This is a genomic window from Allobosea sp. P1_A7 (assembly GCF_056406775.1).
On the sequence record NZ_JBFTZN010000003.1, the window covers coordinates 38,156 to 59,765 of the forward strand.

Sequence of the window (21,610 nt, forward strand, 5' to 3'; positions counted from 1 at the left end):
TCGGAGCTTGGCCGAACCCGCCAATCCGCCCCTTCCCATTCATTCTTCGGCAGTGTCCCAGGTGCAGCATCCCGGGAACGTGGCGGAGACTGAAAGCAGATGGCGCAACGGCCCATCATCTGGGCGCTCGGAGTAGCCTTTACCGTCGGTTACGGCGCGATGTCATACGGCACGCGTCTGGCAGGCTATGTCGAGGATGATGACACGCCCCGCGCGGCGGCTGTCGCGACCGGCGCGCGACCTCCCGCGTCACCGCCTCCAGTCGCCCGATCGATCGAGCCTCCGATGGTCACCGTGGCGGCCGATTCTCGCGGTCACTACATGGTCCATCCGACCATCGACAATTACCGCGTCAGGATGTTGGTCGATACCGGTGCGAGTTTCATCGCGTTGACGGAGAGCGATGCCCTGGGGCTCGGCATCCGCCCTGCAGCTTCCGACTACAAGATCACGCTGCGCACAGCCAACGGCGTCGTACGGGGCGCCCGGGTGAACCTGCGCGAGGTCAGGCTCGGTGCTATCATCGTGCGCAATGTCGAGGCCATGGTGCTGCCCGCCGGGGCGCTGTCCGTCAGCCTGCTTGGAACCTCTTTTCTAAGCAAGCTCAAGGGCTACGAGGTCCAGACCGGTCGCATGATCCTGCGCGGTTAGGCGGTCTCCGGCGTTTCCTAATCGGCCGCGATCCGCTATGCCAAGTGTCCGTCAAGACGGCGTCGCTGCCGTGTCACGGTCAGGCTGCATTCATGTGGCTTGATGCTTCGTTCGCCCTGCATGTTCCCTTGCAATGGATGCCTTGATGTTCCCGAAGCCACTGCCTGAGCTGTTCCCGAATACCTTCGAGTATGAATCCCTGCCGATGGTAAAGCCGACGGGGTTCCGCGAGTATGACGCGCGCTGGTTCTTCGGCAAGGAACTGAACCTGATGGGCGTGCAGGCCGTCGGCATGGGCCTCGGCACGCTGATCAAGCGCATGGGCATCAAGCCCGAGATCGTCACCGGCCATGATTTCCGCGGCTACTCGTCGTCGATCAAGATGGCGCTGGTCACCGGCCTGATGGCAGCGGGCTGCAAGGTCCATGATATCGGCCTTGCCATGTCGCCGATGGCGTATTTCGCCCAGTTCGCGCTCGACGTTCCCTGCGTTGCGATGGTCACGGCCTCGCATAACGACAATGGCTGGACCGGCGTGAAGATGGGCGCGCAGCGCCCTGTCACCTTCGGCCCCGACGAAATGGGCCAGCTCCGCGACATCGTGCTCGCGGCCGATTTCGAGCTGTCGGGCGGTGGTTCCTATGTCTTCGTTCCCGATTTCCCGGCTCTCTACATCAAGGACCTGACCAACCGGCCGAGGATCACGCGCAAGCTCAAGGTCATCGCGGCTTGCGGCAACGGCACGGCTGGCGCCTTCGCTCCGCAGATCCTGGAGGCGATCGGCTGCGAGGTCATCCCGATGGATGCCGAGCTCGACCACTCCTTCCCGCGTTACAATCCCAACCCCGAAGACATGAAGATGCTGCATGCCATGGCGGATGCCGTGAAGCAGCACGGCGCTGACGTTGCGCTCGGCTTCGATGGCGACGGCGACCGCTGCGGCGTGGTCGACAATCACGGCGAGGAGATCTTCGCCGACAAGATCGGCGTGATGCTGGCGCGCGACCTCGGCAGGTTGCATCCCGGTGCACAGTTCGTCGTCGACGTGAAATCGACCGGGCTCTTCATCACCGACCCCGAGCTGCAGAAGCTCGGCGTGAAGACCGATTACTGGAAGACCGGCCATTCCTATATCAAGCGCCGCGTCCGCGATCTCAACGCGCTGGCGGGGTTCGAGAAGTCGGGCCATTTCTTCTTCAACGCGCCGGTCGGGCGCGGCTATGACGATGGTGTGGTCACGGCACTGGCGGTCATCGACATGCTCGACCGCAACCCGGACAAGTCGATGGCGGAACTCTATGCCGCCGTTCCCAAGACCTGGGGCACGCCGACCATGGCCGCCAAATGCGCCGATGAGATCAAGTACGAGGTCAGCGATCGCGTGACGAAGCGCATCGAGGCCATGCAGGCCAAGGGCGAAACCATCGCCGGCCAGAAGATCCGCGACGTGATCACCGTCAACGGCGTTCGCGTCGTCAACGAAGATGGCACCTGGGGACTGGTCCGCGCTTCCTCAAACAAGCCGGAGCTTGTCGTCGTCTGCGAAAGCCCGGTCTCGGATGCACGCATGCGCGAGATGTTTGCAGCCATCGACGGCGTGCTGCGCGAAAACCCGGAGGTCGGCGCCTACAACCAGACGATCTGAGATCGTCAGGCCGGTTCGCTCTGCGCGAGCCGGCCCTGTCCGGTATGGATCATCGGTCCGGCTATCCGATCCAATGATCTAAACTTCTATATTTGCATGGGCTTTCCCGAAAGCTGCAACCCAATTTTTGGGCCCGTGCTTCAGGTCGGACACATCGCCAAGTTTGCGCGCTCCACCTGTTCGACCTTGGTGGTGCCGCCGATCTTGCCCAGGCGCGGGCGCATGTAGAGATCGGTGCTCTTGATATTGATCGTGCCCGTGATGGCTGAGCCGATCGTGGGAGTGTAGCGATAGGTGGTGCGGGCCAGAATCACCGAACTGTTTGGCACTCGCAGGTCTGTCGGCAGGGCGAATGCGGAGCCGCGCGACAGCGCGCTTCCGGTCGGGTTCGAGTCGCTCCAGCAGACTTTGGCGTTCCCAGAGCCGTCGACCACGATACTGGCGACCACCATGCTAGGGGGTACCTTGGTAAATGGCTCCATCACCATGGTGCTCGCGGCGAAGATGTTGGCGAGTTCGGTATTGCTGATCGTGGCCGCTTGCGAGGTGAGATCGGCCAAGGTCCGGTTGAGCTGAGTGACCTTGCGATCGATCATCACGCCTTGAGCCACCTGGACCACACCAAAATAGATGGTGAGCATCGGCACGAGGATCAGTGCAAACTCGACCGCAGCCACGCCCTCGCGCTCATGAAGCAAACGTTGAAGGCGGTGCTGAAACCGCGCCGCCGAACCATGGGAAGAGGGAAACTTCGCCATGATGTGCTCTTAACTTTTCAGGCCAAGAAATGGCTCGGTACGGAACGTCGTGGTGGCGATGAGTGCGCGTCGATCGGTGCCAAGGTTCACCAGCGCGCTATTCCAGCTGCTGACCAAGACGGGGTATTCAAGCACCGCTCGCACGACGAGGATCTGGCTGGGCTGTGGATCGGCGTAGCCAAAGCCGGACGTATCGAGCGCGCCCCCTTTGACCGGATTGCTTCCGGTCGTGCCAGTGCGAGCAGTTGCGAAAGACGTGTAGGTCCGGACATCGATCGTTAGATTGTCGCAGTTCATCAGTCCCGGAGCGTTGTTGCAGAGGTCTCGCTTGAAGGCCTCCGTTTTTGCGGCGGCGCTGCCTGAATAGCGCGTGAGCGCTTCACCGGTCAGGAGTTGGCGTGACGTCTGGGACACAGCTTCCTCGAGAATCTGGCTTGTCCAGAACATCAACGCCGTTTCGAGAATGGCGAACATCAGCATGAGGAACGGGATGCCGATGAACCCGAATTCCACGGCCGTGACGCCGGCCTCGTCGCTCCGGAAGCGCTTGATGACGTGCCAGGGACGCTGTCTCTCGCGGCGGCTCCGGATGCTGTCTCGCACGGTCACGTGAATCGTCATGGCCTGATACATCCGATAGCGGCTTGACCACACGTCCTGAGCCAGCGCGATGCGACGGCTTGCCCCAAGCGGGAACGGCGGTGCCACCACCGATCCACTCGGAGGCTACACAGAAAGGATTTCCGATCTGTTAGGGGCCCATGCGGTGAAGCGCTGTCAGCGTTAGCCAGTCATTCACCCTGCTGCGCCAATCGCTCCGTCTTCGCCTATTTTTCGTTGCCGGTCGCCAGGGCGTTGCGGCGAGTGGTCTGGCCACCGACCTCGCCGAAATAGCGATTGGCGTCGCCGAGCTGCATCGAAGGCTGGCAGGTTGGTGTGCAGGAGTAGCTCTCGCGCTCCAGCCCGCGCTGGACTGTGAGAATGGAATCCGCGGCCGCGCTCACGCGCACGAGGGATTCGGCCAGAAGGGTGCCGCTTGCGTCGAGTGCGATCAGGTTGGTCACACCGAAGCTCTTGCCGGTCACCACCATGATTCCGTTCTTCTGGACGGTGACGTCGGCGATGCCGGGATTGCCAACGATAACGGTCTGCGCCCTTTCCGGCAGCCTTACGACCTTGGCATGATCAACGGTGACGACGACGGTCTCCGGTCTGTTCTGCTCGGCTGCAGCCTGAACCACCCGGGCCGGGGCCAGCAGGAACAGAGTCGACAGGGTCGCTGCCAATATCCAGCCGCGAAAGCGATGAGGGGCCGTGGAGGGCAGGACAGTCGACATGGCGTGCGGCCCAAGATTTCCAACATCGGGAGCAAAGCCGAAAATGATGAATCAATCCCTAAGGCCTTCAGAATGAGGCGATTAGACCGGTCTCTGCATCTAGAAGGCGCCATGTTCAGTTTTGTATTTGACCTATCAATGCCAGAGTGTCGTTCGTAACCTAAGGAAATATGCTTCTGATGGAGCGTATAATATTAGAAAATAGAAACTTTGAGTAAAAATTCACTATTCTAATGGCTCGTCTATGTTGTAAATTCGACGTTAACCATCGAGTAGATGTTTTTGAGATCGCGCGAATTCTTCGGTTCGTTTAACTGATCGGCAATAAGCGAGAGGTAATGTCCTCCTTGTCGCTGACCGAAGCCGCTCAGAGCGAAGGCAGCAGTCAAACCGTGGTGTAAAAGGAGTTCTCCCATGAAGAATCTGTTCGCTCGCTTCGCCAAGGACGAGTCCGGCGCGACCGCTATCGAGTACGGCCTGATCGCCGCTCTTATTGCCGTTGTCGCCATCACCGCGATGACCTCGGTCGGCACCGGCCTGACCGCCAAGTTCAACGAGATCGCGACCGAGCTCAACAAGTAAGCGACTCGCGGGCAGCGTCGCCGCTGCATGCAAGAGCTCTGGAGCGCTCCGGTTTACCGGGGCGCTTTTGCCTTTGAGGTAAGGCTTTGGTGACGTCGCTCCAGTCATGATGCATGGAGCCCTCTCTGCTCCTGGGTAGCCTCATGACGCTCGTTCTTATCGCCATGCTCGTGGTCTTTCCTGCTGCGATGGCTTACGCCGCGGCRAGCGATCTCTTCACCATGACCATTTCGAACAGGCTCTGCCTCCTGGTCATCGCCCTGTTTGCGCTGTGCGCCGGGCTTCTCGGAATGCCGTGGGGGCAGATCGGCTGGCATGTGGCGGCGGGCGGTCTGATGCTCGTTGTCTGTTTCGGCCTATTCGCCGCTGGTTGGATCGGTGGTGGCGATGCCAAGCTGGCGGCTGCAACAGCGCTTTGGTTCGGCTTCGAACAGCTCATGCCCTATCTCATGCTCGCTGCGGTGCTCGGTGGCGTGTTGACGCTCCTGATCGTAAAGCTGCGCTCGGGCCCGTTGCCGGCTCTCGCCGAGAACTGGTCATGGGCGAAGCGCCTGCATGCGGCAAACCAAGGCGTACCCTACGGAATAGCGCTGGCCTTGTCGGCGTTGATTGTCCTCCCGGAGACGGCTGTCTGGCGTGCTGCCATCGGCGTTTGAAGCCAGAGCTGAGGGTGAGACCGGCGAAAAATATACGTCCGATTAACCATAAGTTGACGATTCCCGCGGCACGATCCCCGACCAGAGCCAGCTCGTGTTGGCTGGGGATCGGTTGCCATGAGTCCTGCCCGCATCATCATCCTTGCTGTCGCGCTGATTGCGGGACTGGGCGCAGCGCTGCTGATCCAGCGCCCCAAGACGCCCTCGACGCCGGTGACGCGCTACGAGCCTGCACCCACGATCCCGGTTCTGGTCGCTTCGGCGGATATCCCCGTCGGCAACACGCTCACATCCAGCGACATGAAGTGGATCGACTGGCCCCTCGCCAGCATTCCATCGGGCGTCGTACGCAAGGACGAAGCACCCGAGGCTGAGACCGAGCTCGCCGGTCAACTGGCGCGCTTTGCGGTGTCGGGCGGCGAGCCGATCCGGCGCGAAAAGCTCATCCGTACGGACGGCACGGGCTTCCTCTCCGCGGTGTTGCCAGCGGGAAAGCGGGCCATCGCCATCAGCACGGACAGCCGTGGTGCCAATACGGCAGGCGGTTTCATCCTCCCCAACGACCGGGTCGACGTCGTCCGTACCTACAAGGAGGATAACGGCCCCAACGCGAACGAGAATTTCGTGAGCGAAACCATCCTGGTCAATGTCCGCGTGCTGGCGATCGGCCAGAACATCCAGGAGCGCAACGGCGAGAAAGTTGTCATCGGCGAGACGGCTACGCTCGAACTCGAGCCGCGTCAGGTCGAGGTCGTGGCCCAGGCGCAGAAGACCGGCACGCTCTCGCTTGCTCTACGCAGCCTCAAGGATGCAGGCGATGCCGGCCGACCCGCTGAAGAAGGCGGTTTGACCCTCGTGCGCTACGGCGTGACTAGCAGAAGTGTGAAGCCATGATCGTCAATCGCACTTTCGCATCTGCCGTTTCGGTCTTCGCGCTTCTCATCTCGGCTGCTTCGGCCGGAGCCCAGTCCAGTGGGCCGGCCCCCGTTCTGAACGTCAGTTCCAGTGAACACGCCATTGCGCGCAAGCTCGACCTCTCGATCGGCCGCTCGGTGATCGTTGAGCTGCCGCGCGACGCCAAGGAGGTCTTCGTCGCCAATCCGAAGGTGGCCAACGCAGTCGTTCGCTCGGCCCGCAAGCTCTTCATCATCGGCATTGCCGACGGCTCGACCTCGAGGTTCGTCATCGATGCCGAAGGTCGCCAGATTTCCGCACTTGAGATCGAGGTCGGCCGAGATCTGAACGTACTGCGTCAGACGCTACGCGCGGCAATGCCGAGGGCGCAGATTGATGTCAAACCGGCGGGAAACTCGATTCTGCTGACCGGCAATGTCGCCAACGCTTCTGAAGCGACCCAGGCGGTCGACATCGCCAATGCCTTCGTTGGAACCTCGAGCGGATTGTTCACCTCGTCCAAGGGAGCAGTAATCAATTCGATGACCATCCGGGGCCGCGATCAGGTCATGGTCAAGGTCGTGGTTTCCGAGGTCTCGCGAAAGGCGATCAAGCAGCTCGGCATCAATTCGACAGGCGAATGGAAGCTGGGCAATTTCTCGGTCATGCCGACCCTCGACAATCCCTTCCCTCTGCAACCGCAGGCATTGGCCGCTACCGCCGTTACTGCTGGGATCGGCAATTCCAGTAACTTTACCCTGCGTGCACTTGAACGCGCGGGCCTCGCGCGCGTGCTGGCCGAACCCACCGTCACGGCAATCTCAGGTGAGAGCGCCAAATTCACGGCCGGCGGCGAAGTGCCGGTGCCGAAGGGCTACAACTGCCAGGATCCAACCGCCGCTTCCGTCTATGGGCGCTGCATGTTGCAGATCGAATACAAGCAGGTCGGTGTCGCTCTCAACTTCACGCCGATTGTCATGTCCGACAACAAGATCAGCATGCGCATCGCGACCGAGGTCACGGAACTCGATTTCGAGAACCAGCTCCGGCTGACCGACACGCGCAACTCGGGGCAGGAAGCCATCAACGCCCCAGCCTTCCGCGTCCGGAAATCGGACACCACTGTCGAGCTGCCATCGGGAGGGACATTGGCAACCGCGGGCCTGATCCAGCGCGTTTCGAAGCAATCGATCAACGGCTTCCCCGGTTTGATGAACCTGCCTGTCATCGGCGTGCTCTTCCGCTCGCGCGACTACCAACGCGAGGAGACGGAGCTGATGATCACGGCCACCCCCTATATCGCCAAGCCGATGGAGCCGAACCAGATCCAGCGCCCGGACGACGGCTTTGTCGATGCGCATGACGCACAGGCCATTCTGCTTGGACGATTGAACAAGATTTACGGCACCAATGGCGGGCCGCTGCCCCAGGCCTACAAGGGCCGGGTCGGCTTCATCGCCGACTGAGGATGCTTTCATGAACATGCAAGGGGTGGCTCTGGCCATGACCGATCGAGGACCGTCGAGGACAAGCCGCTGGCCTCTTGCCGCCGTTCTGGCTGCTGGCGTCGCGCTCGGGGGGTGTGCATCGAAGACCGACGTTACAGGTTCGATCAGCGCCAGCGATCTGCGCGAGCGGCATCCGATCGTGCTGCGTGACGCGCCTCGTTCGCTTGATGTCTTTGTCGTACGGGCCGGTGCGGGGCTGGACAATCGCCAGGCCGAGGATGTCGCGAGCTTTGCCGCAGAATACCGGCGCAGCGGGCGCGGGGGGCTCGTTGCCCAGGTGCCGACTGGCGGCGGCCGGGAAATGGCAACGCATGGCACGCTCGAATCGGTGCGCAGGGCCCTGGCGCGTGGCGGTGTGTCGCCTGCCTCGCTCTCGATTAGGACCTATCCCATCGCAGACCCGAATCTCGCCTCGCCCATCCGCCTGTCATTCGCCTCGCTGCAGGCGGGCCTGCCGCATTCCTGCGGGCAATGGACCCAGGATGCGGGTGTGTCCGACTGGAAGTTCGACGGCTCGAACGAAACCATGTGGAATTTTGGCTGTTCCAGCCAGGCGACGCTCGCGGCACAGGTTGCAGATCCGATCGATCTGGTCCGCGGCCGTAGCGAGGGGCGCTCCGACATCGTCAAGCGCATGAATGCGATCGGCAAGTTGCGTGAGGGCAAGGATCCCTCGACCCAGTATCGGCAGGAAACGCCGCAGATCAACTCGGCGGTCGGAGGGCGCTGATGGATCCGACGCAGAACTTCGAGACTCAGTTGGCGGGCGGTGCCGGGGACGAGGTCATCGCGCCGTTGCCGCGCATCACGCTCCAGGCCTTCTGCGAAACGCCGGCCATCGCCGCTGCCATGCAGACTGCGAGTACCGATCGCCGCATGGAGAAGACGCATTCGCGCGTCCAGATGGGGGGGGCGGCGGCCGCAGTCGAGGCGTTCCGGACCGCACCTACGCCCAATGTCATTGTGCTGGAAACGGTGTCCGACGGCGCCACGCTCGTCAGTCATCTCGATGCTCTGGCCCAGAGCTGCGATGCTGGCACGAAGGTCGTCGTCATCGGCCATGTCAATGACGTCCAGCTCTATCGCGATCTGATCCGCCGCGGCGTCAGCGATTATCTGATCGCTCCGCTCGAACCGCTCGATATCCTCCGCACCCTGTCCGAGCTCTATGTCGCGCCCGGGGCTCGCAATCTCGGCCGCATCGTCGCCGTGATGGGTGCCAAGGGCGGTGTCGGCGCCTCGACCGTGGCCCATAATGTCGCCTGGGCCATGGCACGCAATCTCGATGCCTCGACCGTAATCGTCGATCTCGACATCGCCTTCGGCACGGCGGGGCTCGATTTCAACCAGGATCCGCCGCAGGGCATCGCGGAGGCCGTATTTGCGCCGGATCGGCTCGATGCCAATATGCTTGATCGCCTGCTCTCGCGTTGCAGCGACAATCTCGCCTTGCTGGCGGCGCCGGCGATTCTGGACCGGACGCTCGACCTGCCGGAGGACGCCTTCGAGCAGCTCTTTGACCTGTTGCGAGCCAGTGTGCCTTGCGTGGTTCTCGATGTGCCGCATCTCTGGAGCGGCTGGGTCAGGCGCTGCCTGATCGGTGCTGACGAGGTCATGGTCGTCGCGGGGCCCGAACTCGCCTCGCTGCGAAACGCCAAAAATCTGATCGATCTGGCGCGGGCCAGTCGCCCAAATGATTCCCCGCCACGTCTGGTGCTCAATCAGGTCGGCTTGCCCAAGCGGCCCGAGATCGATGCGGGGGAATTCGCCAAGGCCCTGGGTGTCGAGGTGCTCGCCACGATTCCCTTCGACGCGCAGGTCTTCGGCACAGCCGCCAATAATGGGCAGATGATTGCGGAGGTCCAGTCCGGCGGCAAGATCAATGAGGCCTTCATTCAGATTGCAAGCACGCTGACCGGTCGCGGCGAGGCCCGGCGCGGTAAGCGCAGCCTGCTGGAGCCGCTGGTCGCCAAGCTCAAGCGTCGCAGGGCTTGAGCGGTGGGGGTCTTGTTCGCCACTGCCTGCTCGCTCCGACCGGCCGGCTGGCCGTTTCCCGGCGCGAAAGGGGGATGACATGTTCGGAAAGCGATCCACGAACGCTGCGACGGCACCAGCTCTGAACCCAAGGCCCGCCGGCCCGGCTGCGGCTGCGCGCCTGCCTGAGTTGACTGTGCCTCCGACCGACATGCGCCGTCAGGTGCCGGCAGCTCCCGTGGCTCCGGTCGAGACACCGAAGTCCGATGACTATTACCAGATGAAGAGCATGATCTTCGGGGCGCTGATCGAGGCGATCGACCTCTCTCAGCTCGCGAAGCTCGACGGTGAATCGGCGCGGGAGGAAATCCGTGACATCATCAACGAGATCATCTCGCTCAAGAACGTCGTGCTCTCGATCGCCGAGCAGGAGGAACTGCTCGACGACATCTGCAACGACGTGCTCGGCTACGGTCCCCTGGAGCCGCTACTGGCGCGGGACGACATCGCAGACATCATGGTCAACGGTGCCTCACGCACCTTCATCGAGACCGGTGGCAAGATCCAGCTGACCAATGTTCGCTTTCGCGACAACGCGCAGCTGATGAACATCTGCCAGCGCATCGTCAGCCAGGTGGGCCGGCGCGTCGACGAATCCTCGCCGATCTGCGACGCTCGCCTTGCCGACGGTTCGCGTGTCAATGTCATCGCGCCGCCGCTGGCGATCGACGGACCGGCCCTCACCATCCGCAAATTCAAGAAGGACAAGCTGACGCTGGATCAGCTTGTCCGCTTTGGCGCGATCTCTCCGCCTGGTGCGGAAATCCTCAAGATCATCGGCAAGGTGCGCTGCAACATCGTGATTTCCGGTGGTACGGGCTCAGGCAAGACGACGCTACTGAACTGCCTGACCAATTATATCGACCTGGATGAGAGGGTCATCACCTGCGAGGACGCTGCCGAATTGCAGCTCCAGCAGCCGCATGTCGTGCGGCTCGAGACGCGCCCACCCAATCTGGAGGGGACAGGCGCGGTCACCATGCGCGATCTCGTCAAGAACTGCCTGCGCATGCGGCCTGAGCGAATCATCGTCGGCGAGGTGCGTGGCCCGGAAGCCTTCGACCTGTTGCAGGCGATGAACACGGGCCATGACGGTTCAATGGGGACGCTGCACGCCAATACGCCGCGCGAATGCTTGAGCCGTATCGAATCCATGATCACCATGGGCGGGTTCAGCCTGCCTTCGAAGACATTGCGGGAGATGATCTGTTCCTCCGTCGATGTCGTCATCCAGGCGCAACGCATGCGCGACGGCTCGCGCCGGATCACCCATATCACCGAGGTGATGGGGATGGAGGGCGACGTCATCATCACCCAGGACCTGATGAATTATGAGGTTCTCGGCGAGGATGCCGCAGGCAAGCTGATCGGGCGGCACCGCTCGACGGGCATCGGCCGCCCGCGCTTCTGGGAGCGGGCCCGCTATTTCGGCGAAGAGCAGCGGCTTGCCACGGCGATTGACCAACTCGCGGTCCAGGATGAAGCCAATGCTGCTTGACCGCGGCGATGGACGGAACTGAGCCATGGACCTGAGTGTCATCGCGGTTGTCGTACTTGCGACCCTCGCGGCGGGGGGCGTGGTCTACGCGCTGTTTTATCCGCTGTTGAGCGGCCAGAACCGGGCGGAGAAGCGTCGCAAGGAGTTTACAGGGCCGGTCGCCGCAAGGACGGTCGATCGTGAGGTCCAGGCGCGGCAGAAGCGCGGCCAGATCGCCCAGAGCCTCAAGGATATCGAAAGCCGCGAGAACGCCCGCAACAAGCTCACGCTTGAGGTCCTGTTGCTGCAGGCTGGGCTGAACTGGAATCGTCGCAAGTTCTACGTCATCAGCGCGATATCGGCGGCGGTAACCGGCATTCTGTTCTTCCTTGCGACAGCCAATTCACTGCTCCTGCTGGTGGGGCTGTTCATTGGCGGCTTCGGCCTGCCGCGCTGGTTCCTGTCGCGGACCCGATCGAAGCGCCTCAAGAAGTTCGGTAACGAATTTCCGAATGCAATCGACGTCATCGTGCGCGGTATCAAGTCCGGCTTGCCGCTCAATGACTGCCTGCGGATCATCGCCGCCGAAGCCGTCGAACCGGTCCGGTCGGAGTTTCGTCTGATTATCGAAAGCCAGGGGCTGGGGCTGCCGCTGACCGAGGCCGCAGCCAAGCTCTATGAGCGTATGCCCTGTGCCGAGGCTAATTTCTTCGGAATCGTGCTGGCGATCCAGCAGAAGACCGGCGGCAATCTCGCGGAGACCCTTGGCAATCTGTCGAAGGTCATTCGCGAGCGCCGGAAGATGCGCGACAAGATCCAGGCGGTTTCGATGGAAGCGAAGGCCTCGGCTGCGATCATTGGATCTTTGCCGCCGGTCGTTGCGATCCTCGTCTATCTGACCAGCCCGCGATATATCGAACTGCTTTGGCTTACTCAGATGGGCAAGGTTGCGCTCGTAGCGAGTGGCGTCTGGATGCTGATTGGCATCATGACAATGCGCAAGATGATCAATTTCAGCATCTGAGGCTGCACAAATGATCGCCCTCATCGCAGATAAGCTCGCTGACAGCCAGTTCCTGGTCGCACTGCTCGCCGCCGTTGCCGCAGCCGCGACGGTGCTGACTCTTGCGATGCCGCTGGTCGAGGGCAACGATCTCRACAAGCGCATGAAAAATGTGGCGATCGAGCGCGACAAAATCCGGGCGCGTGAACGGGACCGCCTGAACCGGCAGAAGGACAAGGTCTCGCTGCGGCAGGAACCAAAGGCGTTCATGCGGCGCATCGTCGATCAGTTCAAGCTGGGCGACTGGCTCGGGACCGAAACGGCGAAGAAGCAGCTCGCGATGGCGGGTTATCGCGGGCCGCAGGCCGAGATCGCTTTCCTGTTCTTCCGGTTGGTAACGCCGATCGGTCTCTTTCTGTTCGCGCTCTTCTACGTCTTCTTCATCAATGATTTTGGTCAGCCGCTTCCGATCCGGATAGGCATCGCGATTGGCGGTGCCTATCTCGGCATCAAGGCGCCGGAGATCTTTCTCTCGAACCAGATCTCGAAGCGCCAGGCTTCGATGCAGCAGGCCTTTCCCGATGCGCTCGACCTGCTGCTGATCTGTGTCGAGGCGGGCATGTCGATCGAGCATGCCTTCCGCAAGGTCTCGACCGAGATTGGCGGCCAGTCTGTGCCCCTGGCCGAGGAGTTTGCGCTCTGCACGGCCGAACTGTCCTACCTGGCGGAACGACGCCAAGCCTATGAGAACCTTGCCGTCCGCACCGGACTCGAGGGCGTCAAGTCAGTTTCGACGGCACTGGTTCAGGCCGAGCGCTATGGCACGCCGCTGGGCACTGCGCTGCGTACGCTGGCGCAGGAAAGCCGCGACCAGCGCATGATGGCAGCGGAGAAGAAGGCTGCCGCTTTGCCACCAAAGCTGACCGTACCGATGATCCTGTTCTTTCTGCCGGTGCTCTTCGTCGTTATCATGACGCCGGCAATCATCCAGGTGATGAAGCTGAAGTAACCTCGTGGGCTCGACCGGCGAGCCGCCACGCACATATTGGCGCTGAGCAAGGGCAAAGGGGCGCGCAGCGGATGCAGCCGATCCCTCCCGACGGCTCATATGCTCGTGGGTTGAAGGCCTCGCCGAGGTGACCGGCGGCCCTAACCCTGTGGGACGGGCCGATCCGCTTGCTCAGGCTGCGCTGATGCCGCTGTCTTTGCCTTGCTGCCGCCCTTGAGCATGTTCCAGCTATTGGGCTGGCTGACGCTGCGCTTGAGATAGGCGATGGTTGCGGCTGCTTCGGCCGGGCTCTGGTCCTGCTGTGCCAGCGTTTCCGCTTCGCCAAACCTGCCCTGCAGGCCGAGCACCAGCACGAGATTCTGCCGGATGCGTGCGTCGGCCCGGTTGGAACTCGCGGCCTCGCGCAGCACGCGCTCGGCCTCGGGCAGGCGCTTCGACAGCGCAAGCGACAGGCCGAGATTGGACATCACCGTGGGCTCGCCGGGAGCGAGCTTTAGGGCGGTCTCATAGATCTGCTGGGCGCGGGCATGTTCGCCAAGCTGGTCGGCGACGGTGCCTTGTGCCGACAGGATGCGCCAGTCCGGACGCTCCGGCGAATGGGCGCGCGAGAGCACCTCGTCTGCTTCCTTGTAGCGGCCGTTATCGGCCAGCGAACGGCCATAGGYACCGAGCATCTCGCGATCGTCGTTGTGTATGAGGACAGCGTTCTGCAGAACGGCGAGAGCCTGGGCATTCTGGTCGAGCGCCCGCAGCGCGCGGGCATAGTAGAAAGCGGAGTTCCGGTCCTTCTGGTTCGCGTCGTAGCGTTTGCCCCATTGGTCGGCCTCAGTGCGCCATTCGGCGGGTCCGCGTGGCTGGGTCGGGGCGGATCGCCCGATGGAGCCGGTGATGTCGCCGATCCCGCCGCGGCTTTGGCAGCCGGCCAGGGCGAGCGAGGCGAGGCAGACGGCTGCCAACAGCCGGACGCGGGAGGCCGCAGACGAAGGATACAAAACTGCGGAGAAGCAGCGGGACATGGGCCAGAGTGCCTTGCCACGAGAGAGAACTGGTCGTTCTGGTGGTAAAACGTTAACCCTAATGCTTCCTTAACTGGCCTCGCCGCTCACTCCTTCGAACAGGTTCCTTCAGCCGTGCACAGCCTGCTCCTTGCCTCTGCACCGTCCGCCGTCCCGGTTCATCTCGTCTCGAAGGCGGGCTGGCCGGCACTCATTGAGCGCCTCGCGCCGGAGGCCGCGCGCTTTGCGAAGGCCCATGGCTTCGCCGCGCGTCCCGGGCAGCATGTCGTGCTGCCGGATGGGCTGGGCGCTGTCAGCGCGGTGCTCCTTGGTGTCGAGGGGACATCGGCGCGCCGACGCGACCCATTTGCTCCCGGCCGGCTCGCCGCGGTACTGCCGGAGGGCGATTATCGTCTGGAGGGCGAGATCGATGATTTCGGCCTTGCGGCGCTGGGTTGGCTGCTCCAGTCCTATCGTTTCGAGCGCTACCGCAAGCCGCAGCCGGTCCGCGCTCGGTTGGTATTGCCCGAGGGCGTGGATGGTGTGGAGCTGAGCGCGCTCGCCGAGGCGGTCGCCTTTGCCCGTGATCTCGTCAATACGCCGGCAAGCGACATGGGGCCCGCTGAGATCGAGGCCGCGATCCGTCAGCTCGGGCAGGATTTTGGTGCGAGTGTCACCAGCCAGGTCGGGGACGATCTGCTCGAGCACAACTTCCCGATGATCCATGCCGTGGGCCGCGCGTCGCCGCGCGCTCCGCGCCTGATCGACCTTGTCTGGGGCAATCCCGCTGATCCCAAGGTGACGCTCGTCGGCAAGGGCGTGGCGTTCGATACGGGCGGGCTCAACCTCAAGACAGATGCCGGCATGCTGCTGATGAAGAAGGACATGGGGGGGGCCGCGGCCGCGGCTGCCGCTGCGCGCATGATCATGCAGGCGAAGCTTCCGGTACGGCTGCGCCTCCTTGTGCCCGCCGTCGAGAATGCCGTTTCCGGTTCATCGTTCCGCCCGGGCGATGTGCTCCGGAGCCGCAAGGGGCTGACGGTCGAAATCGGCAACACCGACGCCGAAGGCCGGCTCATCCTGGCCGATGCGTTGGCCTTGGCGGATGAGGAAGCCCCGGAGCTGCTGATCGACTATGCGACGCTGACGGGCGCCGCCCGTGTCGCGCTCGGTCCCGAGCTGCCACCCTTCTACACCCATGATGAAGGGCTCGCGGTCGAAATCTCCCGGTTGGGGCAGACGGTAAACGACCCGGTCTGGCGCATGCCGCTCTGGCCGCCCTATGACGGGCTGCTCGACTCCAAGATCGCCGACGTCAACCACGTCTCCGGGGGCTCGTTTGCCGGCTCCGTCACGGCTGCGCTCTTCCTCAATCGTTTCGTCGAGAAGACACAGTCCTACGCTCATTTCGATATCTATGCCTGGAACCCATCGTCGAAGCCCGGCCGCCCCGAGGGCGGCGAATGTCAGGCCGCGCGTTTGACCTATGCATTGGTCAAGCAGCTCTATCCGAAGGTCCGGGGATGAAGCCCGGCGATCTCCGCGCGGCATGCCATCGATAGTCGGCGGTTAAGTCTGTTCGACGAGAGCGATTGCAGCCGCGGCTCGGCGCGATAATGATACGGACCCGTAACGATCGGGGTTCGTATCAGTCATGGCGTTGGAGATCAGGCCTTCGCAGGCGCTCAGGCTCTGGCGGCAGGTGCATCTCGATCTGGTGCATGACGGGCAGGCGGACCTTTCGGCCCGCCAGACCGCGATCCTGCTGACGATCTATCTCGAGTTGCCGCCGCATACCGTGCGCGGGCTTGCCCAGCAGCTCGGCGTCACCAAGCCCGTGATCACCCGCGCGCTCGATACGATGGGCAAGCTCGGCCTCGTCGCGCGCAGGCGCGACGAGTTCGACCGGCGCAATGTCGTGATCCAGCGGACCGTGGCGGGGGCCCTCGCTGTCGAACGGCTTGCCGACCTGGTGGTGCAACGGGCGCGTGACCTCGGGCCGGGCTGAGCAAAGGCGTCTTCGCTCATGAGCAGGCTCCGGCTATGGTGCCCGCATGAACACGATTCTCGACCGTCGCCTGACCCCGGCCCGCCCTGACCTCGCCGCCCGGCATCTGATCGGCCAAGTCGAGGCCCGCGCCTTTGCCGATCCCGTCACCATGCGGGTCGTCGCCCCCTCCGCGCCGGTTCGGCGCGAGCCGCGGCCCGATGCCCCGCTCGATACAGAAGCCCTCGCGGGCGAGGTCGTGCAGGTCTATGAGCAGCATGAGGGCTGGGCCTGGGGCCAGCTCGGCGCTGATGACTATGTCGGCTATTTGCCGGACGATGCGTTGCGCGCCGATGTGCCCGCGCCGACGCACTGCGTTCGTGCATTGCGGACCTTCGTCTATCCCGGAGCCTCGATCAAACTGCCACCGCTTGCCGCGCTGTCGCTGGGCGCCGGCCTGGCCGTTGCTGGCGAGAGCGGCAATTTTCTCGTACTCGCCGATGGTGGCCATGTCTGGCGCACACATCTCGCGGAACTCGGTGAGGGCGAGACCGATTTCGTCGCCGTTGCTGAGCGCTTAGAGCATGTCCCCTATCTCTGGGGCGGCAAGACAAGCCTCGGTCTCGATTGCTCCGGCCTCACTCAGTTGGCCCTGGCCGCGGCCAGGATCGCTTCGCCGCGTGATTCCGACATGCTGGAAGCGGCGATAGGCCAGCCGATCGCCTTCGACGAGAGCCTCGCCGGCTTGCAGCGCGGCGACCTCGTGTTCTGGAAGGGGCATGTCGGCATCATGACCGACGCCGAGACGCTGCTGCACGCTAATGGCTACACCATGACGGTCCATCGCGAGCCGTTGCGCACCGCCCGCGACCGGATTCTGGACAAAAGCTTCGGCGCCATCACCAGCATCCGCCGGATTGTTGCCGCTTAGATCATTGGACCGAAATTCACATCGGGTCCGATGATCTAAGTTTTTGTTTTCGCACCGGTTTTTCCGAAAACCGCAATCCACTTTTCGGGCCGATGCTTTAATCCAGCGCTTTCAGTCGATAGAGCGCGTCAAGTGCAGCGCGTGGCGTCATCTCGTCGAGATCGAGCGCGGCAAGCGCTTCGCGCAATACGTCCGGGCCAGGTTCGGCCGCCGAAACTGGTGCAGGTCGCCGGGCCGGCGCCGCAAAGAGCGGCAGATCATCGACCAGCGAGGCGACAGGCTTCTCGCGCTCCGTCTTTTCCAGTTCGCCGAGAATGGCGCGGGCCCGCTCGACAACGGCAGGTGGCAGGCCGGCGAGCTTGGCGACCTGGATGCCATAGGAGCGATCGGCAGCGCCGGGCACGACCTCGTGCAGGAAGACGACCTCGCCATTCCACTCTGTCACGCGCACCGTGGCATTGGTGACGCGCGCCAGCCGGTCTCCAAGCGCTGTCAGCTCGTGATAATGCGTCGCGAACAGCGAGCGGCAGCGATTGATCTCGTGCAGGTTCTCGATGGCGGCCCAGGCGATCGACAGGCCGTCGAAGGTCGCCGTGCCGCGGCCGATCTCGTCGAGAATGACGAGCGCGCGCGGCCCGGCCTGATTCAGGATCGCGGCGGTCTCGACCATTTCGACCATGAAGGTCGAGCGCCCCCTGGCGAGATCGTCGGCGGCGCCGACGCGTGAGAACAGCCGGTCGACAATGCCGATATGGGCGCTCGCGGCGGGCACATAGGAGCCCATCTGCGCCAGCACGGCTATCAGCGCGTTCTGCCGCAGGAAAGTCGATTTACCCGCCATGTTCGGGCCGGTGATGAGGCAGATGCGTCCGCCGGTGTCGGCTGCGCCAAGAGCCGAGAGCTCGCTGTCATTGGCGACGAAGGGCTTTCCGTCACGCTTCAGTGCGGCTTCGACAACGGGGTGGCGCCCCCCCTTGATGGTGAAGTCGGCGCCGTCATCGACGAGGGGCCTCGTCCAGTTTTCGTTGGCCGCGAGTGCCGCCAGGGCTGCGGCAACATCGATCTCGGCAAGCGCGAGCGCTGCCGCCTTCACTGGCTCGGCTTCGTCGAGCACGGCGGCATTGAGCGAGGCGAAGACCGAGAGTTCGAGCTTCAGCGCGCGGTCGGCGGCGGAGGCGATCTTCGATTCGAGTTCGCCGAGCTCGACCGAGGAGAAGCGCATCGCGTCCGACATGGTCTGACGGTGGACGAAGGTGGCGCGCCAGGGCTCCCTCAGGAAGTCCTCGCCGGCGGCCTGCGGCACCTCGACGAAATAGCCGAGCATGGAATTATGCTTGATCCGCAGGGTGCGGCAGCCGGTCTCGGCCGCATAGCGCGCCTGGAGCTGGGCAATGACCTTTCGCGAATCGACCTGGAGCAGCCTGAGTTCGTCGAGTGCCGGGTCATAGCCGTCGCGCACGAAGCGTCCGTCGCGGCGGTTGAGCGGCAGATCGTCGGCCAGCGTCTCGGTCAACCGGGCGGGCAGGGCCGGGTCGGTTGCGGCCAGCGTTCGGGCGGCCTGCGTCAGGGCTTCCGGCAGAGTGTCTTGGTCGGCGAGCGACTGCGCGATCGCTCGTGCCGCACTCAGGCCTGCGCCCAGCGCCGCCAGGTCGCGCGGACCGCCGCGATCGAGCGAGAGCCGGGCGAGGGCGCGGGCGATATCCGGTACGTGGTCGAGCTCTCGGCGCAGGGTCTCGCGCAGGGGCGCATCGTTCAGCAGCGCCTCGACGGCGTCGTGCCGCATGGCGATCGCCGCCGGCTCGGTCAACGGTCCGGCAAGCCGCTCGGCCAGCAGTCGCGCTCCGCCGGGGGTCACTGTCCGGTCGATGCTGGACAGAAGGCTGCCGGTTCGCTCGCCCGAAAGCGTGCGTGTCAGCTCGAGATTGGCGCGTGTTGCAGCGTCGATCAGCATGGTCGCGCTGCCGGAATCGCGTACGGGTGGCGACAGGGGTGGACGCGCGCCGAACTGGGTCCGCTCGACATAGGCCAGCGCCGCGCCTGCGGCTGCAATCTCGGCGCGGCTGAAGGCGCCGAAGGCATCCAGAGTGGCTACGCCGAAGAACTCCTTGAGTCGGCGCTCGGCCGAAGCCGCATCGAGGCCCTCGCGAGCCAGCGGGGTCACTGGCACCGTGAGTTCGCGCCAGAATTCCTTCAGCTCCGGGTCGTCGTGGATCGCCTCCGGGCAAACGATCTCGCGCGGCTCAAGCCGGGCGAACTCGACGGCGAGCCGCTCCGGCGGGGCCTCCATGACCGAGAAACGTCCTGTCGAGATGTCGACCGACGCAAGGCCGTAGAGCGCGCTCGAATCGCTGAGCTTGCGGCGTGCAACCGCGACCAGAAGGCTGGCGCGGCCGGGGTCCAGCAATCGCTCCTCGGTGATGGTGCCAGGCGTCACCAGTCGCACGACGTCACGCTGGACCACGGATTTGCCGCCGCGCTTCTTGGCTTCAGCGGGGTCTTCGGTCTGCTCGCAGACGGCGACGCGGTGTCCGGCGGCGATCAGGCGCTGGAGATAGTCATCGGCGCGGTCGACCGGCACACCGCACATCGGGATGTCCTCGCCGAGATGCTTGCCGCGCTTGGTCAGCACGATGCCGAGCGTGCGCGAGGCGATCTCGGCGTCCCGGAAGAACAGCTCGTAGAAATCGCCCATCCGGTAGAACAGCAGGCAATCGGGATTGGCCGCTTTGATCTCGACATATTGCGCCATCATCGGCGTGACGCGGCCGGCGTCGACCGCGGCCGCAGCCTTCGGGACTGAACTCGCTGCTTCGGGAAGGCTCGGGGATTCTGGAATGTCGCGGCGCATGGCTGGCGGACGCTATCAAAAACCACGCGCGCCGCCATCCGTTAGCGAGACTTTCAACAATTGAAAGCACGGTCATTTCATCATTCCGGCCCAAGGCCCGTTCATGCTGCTTCTGATCAGTCTCGTCGAAAGCCTTTCGTTCCTGCTGCTTGCGGCGTTGATCCTGACCATTGCGGCCCCGTTGATCGAGGGACGGCCCTGGCTGCGCCAATGCTGTGTCGGAGTCCTGTTTTCGATCGGCGGCCTGCTCAGCATGGCGCATCCCTTTGTGCTCCAGCCCGGCATCGCCATTGATTCCCGCAATGTCTTCGCCATTCTGGCCGGGCCGGTTGGAGGGCCCCTGGCCGCCGCTGTCACTGCTGTTTCGCTTGCCGCCATGCGTTACGCCAATGCCGGGGCCGGTATGCCGACCGGGGTTGCGGGAATCGTGCTGCACGCCCTTGCCGGTGTCGCCTACGCCGCCTGGCTGAGCCGGTGCAGGCGACCGTTGGCGTTCCGCGATCTTGCGGCGCTGAGCCTGGTCGGGGCCGGCTGCCTGCTCGCATCGGTGATCTTCATGCCGAGCTGGGTTGTCGCCGAGCGGTTTCTCCAGGAGGCCGTGCCGGCCATGATTGCTGTCAGCGCTGCGGGCACGATGCTCGTTGGCCTGGTCATCAATAATGATCGTGAGCGGCGCGAGAACTCCTACAGGCTACGGACTTTGATCCAGCGGGCGCCGGGCACTCTCTATCAACGCATCCTTCATCCCGCGGGGGGGACGAGCTATCGGTTCGCCTCCTTCTCCATCGACAAGTCGCTTGGGATTGCCAGGGAAGAGGTCGAGCGCGACCCGGAGATCTGGCTCGGCAGGATGCTGCACGAGGACCGGGAGCGGTTCGAGCAGCTGCGGGCGGCGCCGGAAGGGGCCGCCACGCTCTGGCGTTTTGAGGCGCGCTACCGCGGCGCGGGCGGATCGATCGTCTGGCTGCGCAGCGAATCGACGCGGCGCAAAATGGCGGATGGCTCTGTGGTCTGGGACGGCATCCTGCTCGACATTACCGACGAGAAGACCCTGGAAGCGCGCCAGCAGACCCTGGAGGAACAACGCAAGGCAGCCTTGACCGAACTTGCCGGCGACCTCGAGGTCACCGTGGGGCAGGCCTTGCGGCAGGTTGGCGCTTCGGTGCGCGATATGCACCAGGCTGCGAGCCAGATGGCTGAGAACGCCAATAGCACGGCACTGCGCGCCGTCGATGTGACGCGCCAGGCCGAGAATGCCTCCCAGCGCGTCGGCAGCGTCGCGGTCGCCGCCGAGG

At 63.7% G+C, this 21,610-nt stretch carries 20 protein-coding genes; 15 read left to right on the forward strand and 5 right to left on the reverse strand.

Annotation, left to right across the window (positions count from 1 at the left end):
- Positions 1-99: 99 nt before the first annotated feature.
- Both AC1D34_RS01065 and AC1D34_RS01070 read left to right on the forward strand, forming a co-directional pair.
- On the forward strand, positions 100-651 hold the full coding sequence (locus tag AC1D34_RS01065; protein WP_476823269.1) for a retropepsin-like aspartic protease family protein: 552 nt from the start codon (positions 100-102) through the stop codon (positions 649-651).
- Positions 652-796: 145 nt separating this feature from the next.
- The gene (locus AC1D34_RS01070; RefSeq protein ID WP_476823270.1) at positions 797-2,296 is read left to right on the forward strand and encodes a phosphomannomutase/phosphoglucomutase; all 1,500 of its coding nucleotides are present in this window, start codon (positions 797-799) and stop codon (positions 2,294-2,296) included.
- 140 nt (positions 2,297-2,436) lie between these two features.
- On the opposite strand, the gene AC1D34_RS01075 is transcribed toward AC1D34_RS01070, so the two are convergent.
- The 3 genes from AC1D34_RS01075 to AC1D34_RS01085 all read right to left on the reverse strand — a co-directional run bounded on the left by AC1D34_RS01075 (position 2,437) and on the right by AC1D34_RS01085 (position 4,391).
- Complete coding sequence (locus AC1D34_RS01075; protein ID WP_441490612.1) at positions 2,437-3,054, reverse strand: TadE/TadG family type IV pilus assembly protein; 618 nt, start codon at positions 3,052-3,054, stop codon at positions 2,437-2,439.
- Between the two features lie 9 nt (positions 3,055-3,063).
- Positions 3,064-3,762: a TadE/TadG family type IV pilus assembly protein gene (locus AC1D34_RS01080; protein ID WP_441490613.1), complete on the reverse strand. Its 699-nt coding sequence runs from the start codon at positions 3,760-3,762 to the stop codon at positions 3,064-3,066.
- Between the two features lie 119 nt (positions 3,763-3,881).
- The gene (locus AC1D34_RS01085; protein WP_441490614.1) at positions 3,882-4,391 is read right to left on the reverse strand and encodes a pilus assembly protein N-terminal domain-containing protein; all 510 of its coding nucleotides are present in this window, start codon (positions 4,389-4,391) and stop codon (positions 3,882-3,884) included.
- A 414-nt stretch (positions 4,392-4,805) separates the two neighbouring features.
- Between AC1D34_RS01085 and AC1D34_RS01090 the strand changes: the two genes are divergently transcribed.
- From AC1D34_RS01090 to AC1D34_RS01130, 9 genes are all read left to right on the forward strand, one after another.
- The gene (locus AC1D34_RS01090) at positions 4,806-4,973 is read left to right on the forward strand and encodes a Flp family type IVb pilin (protein WP_441490615.1); all 168 of its coding nucleotides are present in this window, start codon (positions 4,806-4,808) and stop codon (positions 4,971-4,973) included.
- A gap of 143 nt (positions 4,974-5,116) precedes the next feature.
- Positions 5,117-5,629, forward strand: a complete 513-nt coding sequence (locus AC1D34_RS01095) for an A24 family peptidase (RefSeq protein WP_441490616.1) — start codon at positions 5,117-5,119, stop codon at positions 5,627-5,629.
- Positions 5,630-5,746: 117 nt separating this feature from the next.
- Positions 5,747-6,523 (forward strand): Flp pilus assembly protein CpaB, encoded by a 777-nt coding sequence (gene cpaB, locus AC1D34_RS01100; protein ID WP_441490617.1) that lies wholly within the window; start codon positions 5,747-5,749, stop codon positions 6,521-6,523.
- On the forward strand, positions 6,520-7,989 hold the full coding sequence (locus tag AC1D34_RS01105) for a type II and III secretion system protein family protein (protein ID WP_476823271.1): 1,470 nt from the start codon (positions 6,520-6,522) through the stop codon (positions 7,987-7,989). Before cpaB ends, AC1D34_RS01105 begins: the two co-directional genes overlap by 4 nt.
- Before the next feature lie 10 nt (positions 7,990-7,999).
- Positions 8,000-8,761, forward strand: coding sequence for a CpaD family pilus assembly protein (locus AC1D34_RS01110; RefSeq protein ID WP_476823272.1), 762 nt, complete (start codon positions 8,000-8,002; stop codon positions 8,759-8,761).
- On the forward strand, positions 8,761-10,026 hold the full coding sequence (locus tag AC1D34_RS01115; protein ID WP_441490620.1) for a CpaE/TadZ family protein: 1,266 nt from the start codon (positions 8,761-8,763) through the stop codon (positions 10,024-10,026). Before AC1D34_RS01110 ends, AC1D34_RS01115 begins: the two co-directional genes overlap by 1 nt.
- Before the next feature lie 79 nt (positions 10,027-10,105).
- On the forward strand, positions 10,106-11,563 hold the full coding sequence (locus tag AC1D34_RS01120) for a TadA family conjugal transfer-associated ATPase (RefSeq protein WP_441490621.1): 1,458 nt from the start codon (positions 10,106-10,108) through the stop codon (positions 11,561-11,563).
- 25 nt (positions 11,564-11,588) lie between these two features.
- The gene (locus AC1D34_RS01125) at positions 11,589-12,566 is read left to right on the forward strand and encodes a type II secretion system F family protein (RefSeq protein WP_441490622.1); all 978 of its coding nucleotides are present in this window, start codon (positions 11,589-11,591) and stop codon (positions 12,564-12,566) included.
- A 10-nt stretch (positions 12,567-12,576) separates the two neighbouring features.
- A complete protein-coding gene (locus tag AC1D34_RS01130; protein WP_476823273.1) occupies positions 12,577-13,554 on the forward strand; it encodes a type II secretion system F family protein in 978 nt (325 codons plus the stop codon).
- 140 nt (positions 13,555-13,694) lie between these two features.
- Here AC1D34_RS01130 and AC1D34_RS01135 read toward each other — a convergent pair whose 3' ends face one another.
- Positions 13,695-14,510: a tetratricopeptide repeat protein gene (locus tag AC1D34_RS01135; protein WP_476823274.1), complete on the reverse strand. Its 816-nt coding sequence runs from the start codon at positions 14,508-14,510 to the stop codon at positions 13,695-13,697.
- A 174-nt stretch (positions 14,511-14,684) separates the two neighbouring features.
- Between AC1D34_RS01135 and AC1D34_RS01140 the strand changes: the two genes are divergently transcribed.
- The 3 genes from AC1D34_RS01140 to AC1D34_RS01150 all read left to right on the forward strand — a co-directional run bounded on the left by AC1D34_RS01140 (position 14,685) and on the right by AC1D34_RS01150 (position 17,467).
- Entirely contained in the window at positions 14,685-16,076 is a 1,392-nt protein-coding gene (locus tag AC1D34_RS01140) for a leucyl aminopeptidase family protein (protein ID WP_476823275.1), read from the forward strand.
- 127 nt (positions 16,077-16,203) lie between these two features.
- Positions 16,204-16,557 (forward strand): MarR family transcriptional regulator, encoded by a 354-nt coding sequence (locus AC1D34_RS01145; protein ID WP_476823276.1) that lies wholly within the window; start codon positions 16,204-16,206, stop codon positions 16,555-16,557.
- Positions 16,558-16,603: 46 nt separating this feature from the next.
- On the forward strand, positions 16,604-17,467 hold the full coding sequence (locus tag AC1D34_RS01150; protein WP_476823277.1) for a C40 family peptidase: 864 nt from the start codon (positions 16,604-16,606) through the stop codon (positions 17,465-17,467).
- 97 nt (positions 17,468-17,564) lie between these two features.
- Here the strand turns inward: AC1D34_RS01150 and mutS are convergent, their stop codons facing one another.
- On the reverse strand, positions 17,565-20,315 hold the full coding sequence (mutS, locus tag AC1D34_RS01155) for a DNA mismatch repair protein MutS (RefSeq protein WP_476823278.1): 2,751 nt from the start codon (positions 20,313-20,315) through the stop codon (positions 17,565-17,567).
- Between the two features lie 103 nt (positions 20,316-20,418).
- On the opposite strand from mutS, the gene AC1D34_RS01160 reads away from it, so the two are divergent.
- Positions 20,419-21,610, forward strand: a 1,192-nt coding sequence (locus tag AC1D34_RS01160; RefSeq protein ID WP_476823279.1) for a LytS/YhcK type 5TM receptor domain-containing protein, incomplete at its 3' end; no start/stop codon positions are given.

What these genes read in the sequence shown, in the direction of transcription:
- AC1D34_RS01065 (WP_476823269.1), top strand. Translation starts at nt 100, where the DNA reads ATGGCGCAACGGCCCATCATCTGGGCGCTCGGAGTAGCCTTTACCGTC.
- AC1D34_RS01070 (WP_476823270.1), top strand. Translation starts at nt 797, where the DNA reads ATGTTCCCGAAGCCACTGCCTGAGCTGTTCCCGAATACCTTCGAGTAT.
- AC1D34_RS01075 (WP_441490612.1), bottom strand. Translation starts at nt 3,054, where the DNA reads ATGGCGAAGTTTCCCTCTTCCCATGGTTCGGCGGCGCGGTTTCAGCAC.
- AC1D34_RS01085 (WP_441490614.1), bottom strand. Translation starts at nt 4,391, where the DNA reads ATGTCGACTGTCCTGCCCTCCACGGCCCCTCATCGCTTTCGCGGCTGG.
- AC1D34_RS01090 (WP_441490615.1), top strand. Translation starts at nt 4,806, where the DNA reads ATGAAGAATCTGTTCGCTCGCTTCGCCAAGGACGAGTCCGGCGCGACC.
- cpaB (WP_441490617.1), top strand. Translation starts at nt 5,747, where the DNA reads ATGAGTCCTGCCCGCATCATCATCCTTGCTGTCGCGCTGATTGCGGGA.
- AC1D34_RS01105 (WP_476823271.1), top strand. Translation starts at nt 6,520, where the DNA reads ATGATCGTCAATCGCACTTTCGCATCTGCCGTTTCGGTCTTCGCGCTT.
- AC1D34_RS01110 (WP_476823272.1), top strand. Translation starts at nt 8,000, where the DNA reads ATGAACATGCAAGGGGTGGCTCTGGCCATGACCGATCGAGGACCGTCG.
- AC1D34_RS01115 (WP_441490620.1), top strand. Translation starts at nt 8,761, where the DNA reads ATGGATCCGACGCAGAACTTCGAGACTCAGTTGGCGGGCGGTGCCGGG.
- AC1D34_RS01120 (WP_441490621.1), top strand. Translation starts at nt 10,106, where the DNA reads ATGTTCGGAAAGCGATCCACGAACGCTGCGACGGCACCAGCTCTGAAC.
- AC1D34_RS01125 (WP_441490622.1), top strand. Translation starts at nt 11,589, where the DNA reads ATGGACCTGAGTGTCATCGCGGTTGTCGTACTTGCGACCCTCGCGGCG.
- AC1D34_RS01145 (WP_476823276.1), top strand. Translation starts at nt 16,204, where the DNA reads ATGGCGTTGGAGATCAGGCCTTCGCAGGCGCTCAGGCTCTGGCGGCAG.
- AC1D34_RS01150 (WP_476823277.1), top strand. Translation starts at nt 16,604, where the DNA reads ATGAACACGATTCTCGACCGTCGCCTGACCCCGGCCCGCCCTGACCTC.
- mutS (WP_476823278.1), bottom strand. Translation starts at nt 20,315, where the DNA reads ATGCGCCGCGACATTCCAGAATCCCCGAGCCTTCCCGAAGCAGCGAGT.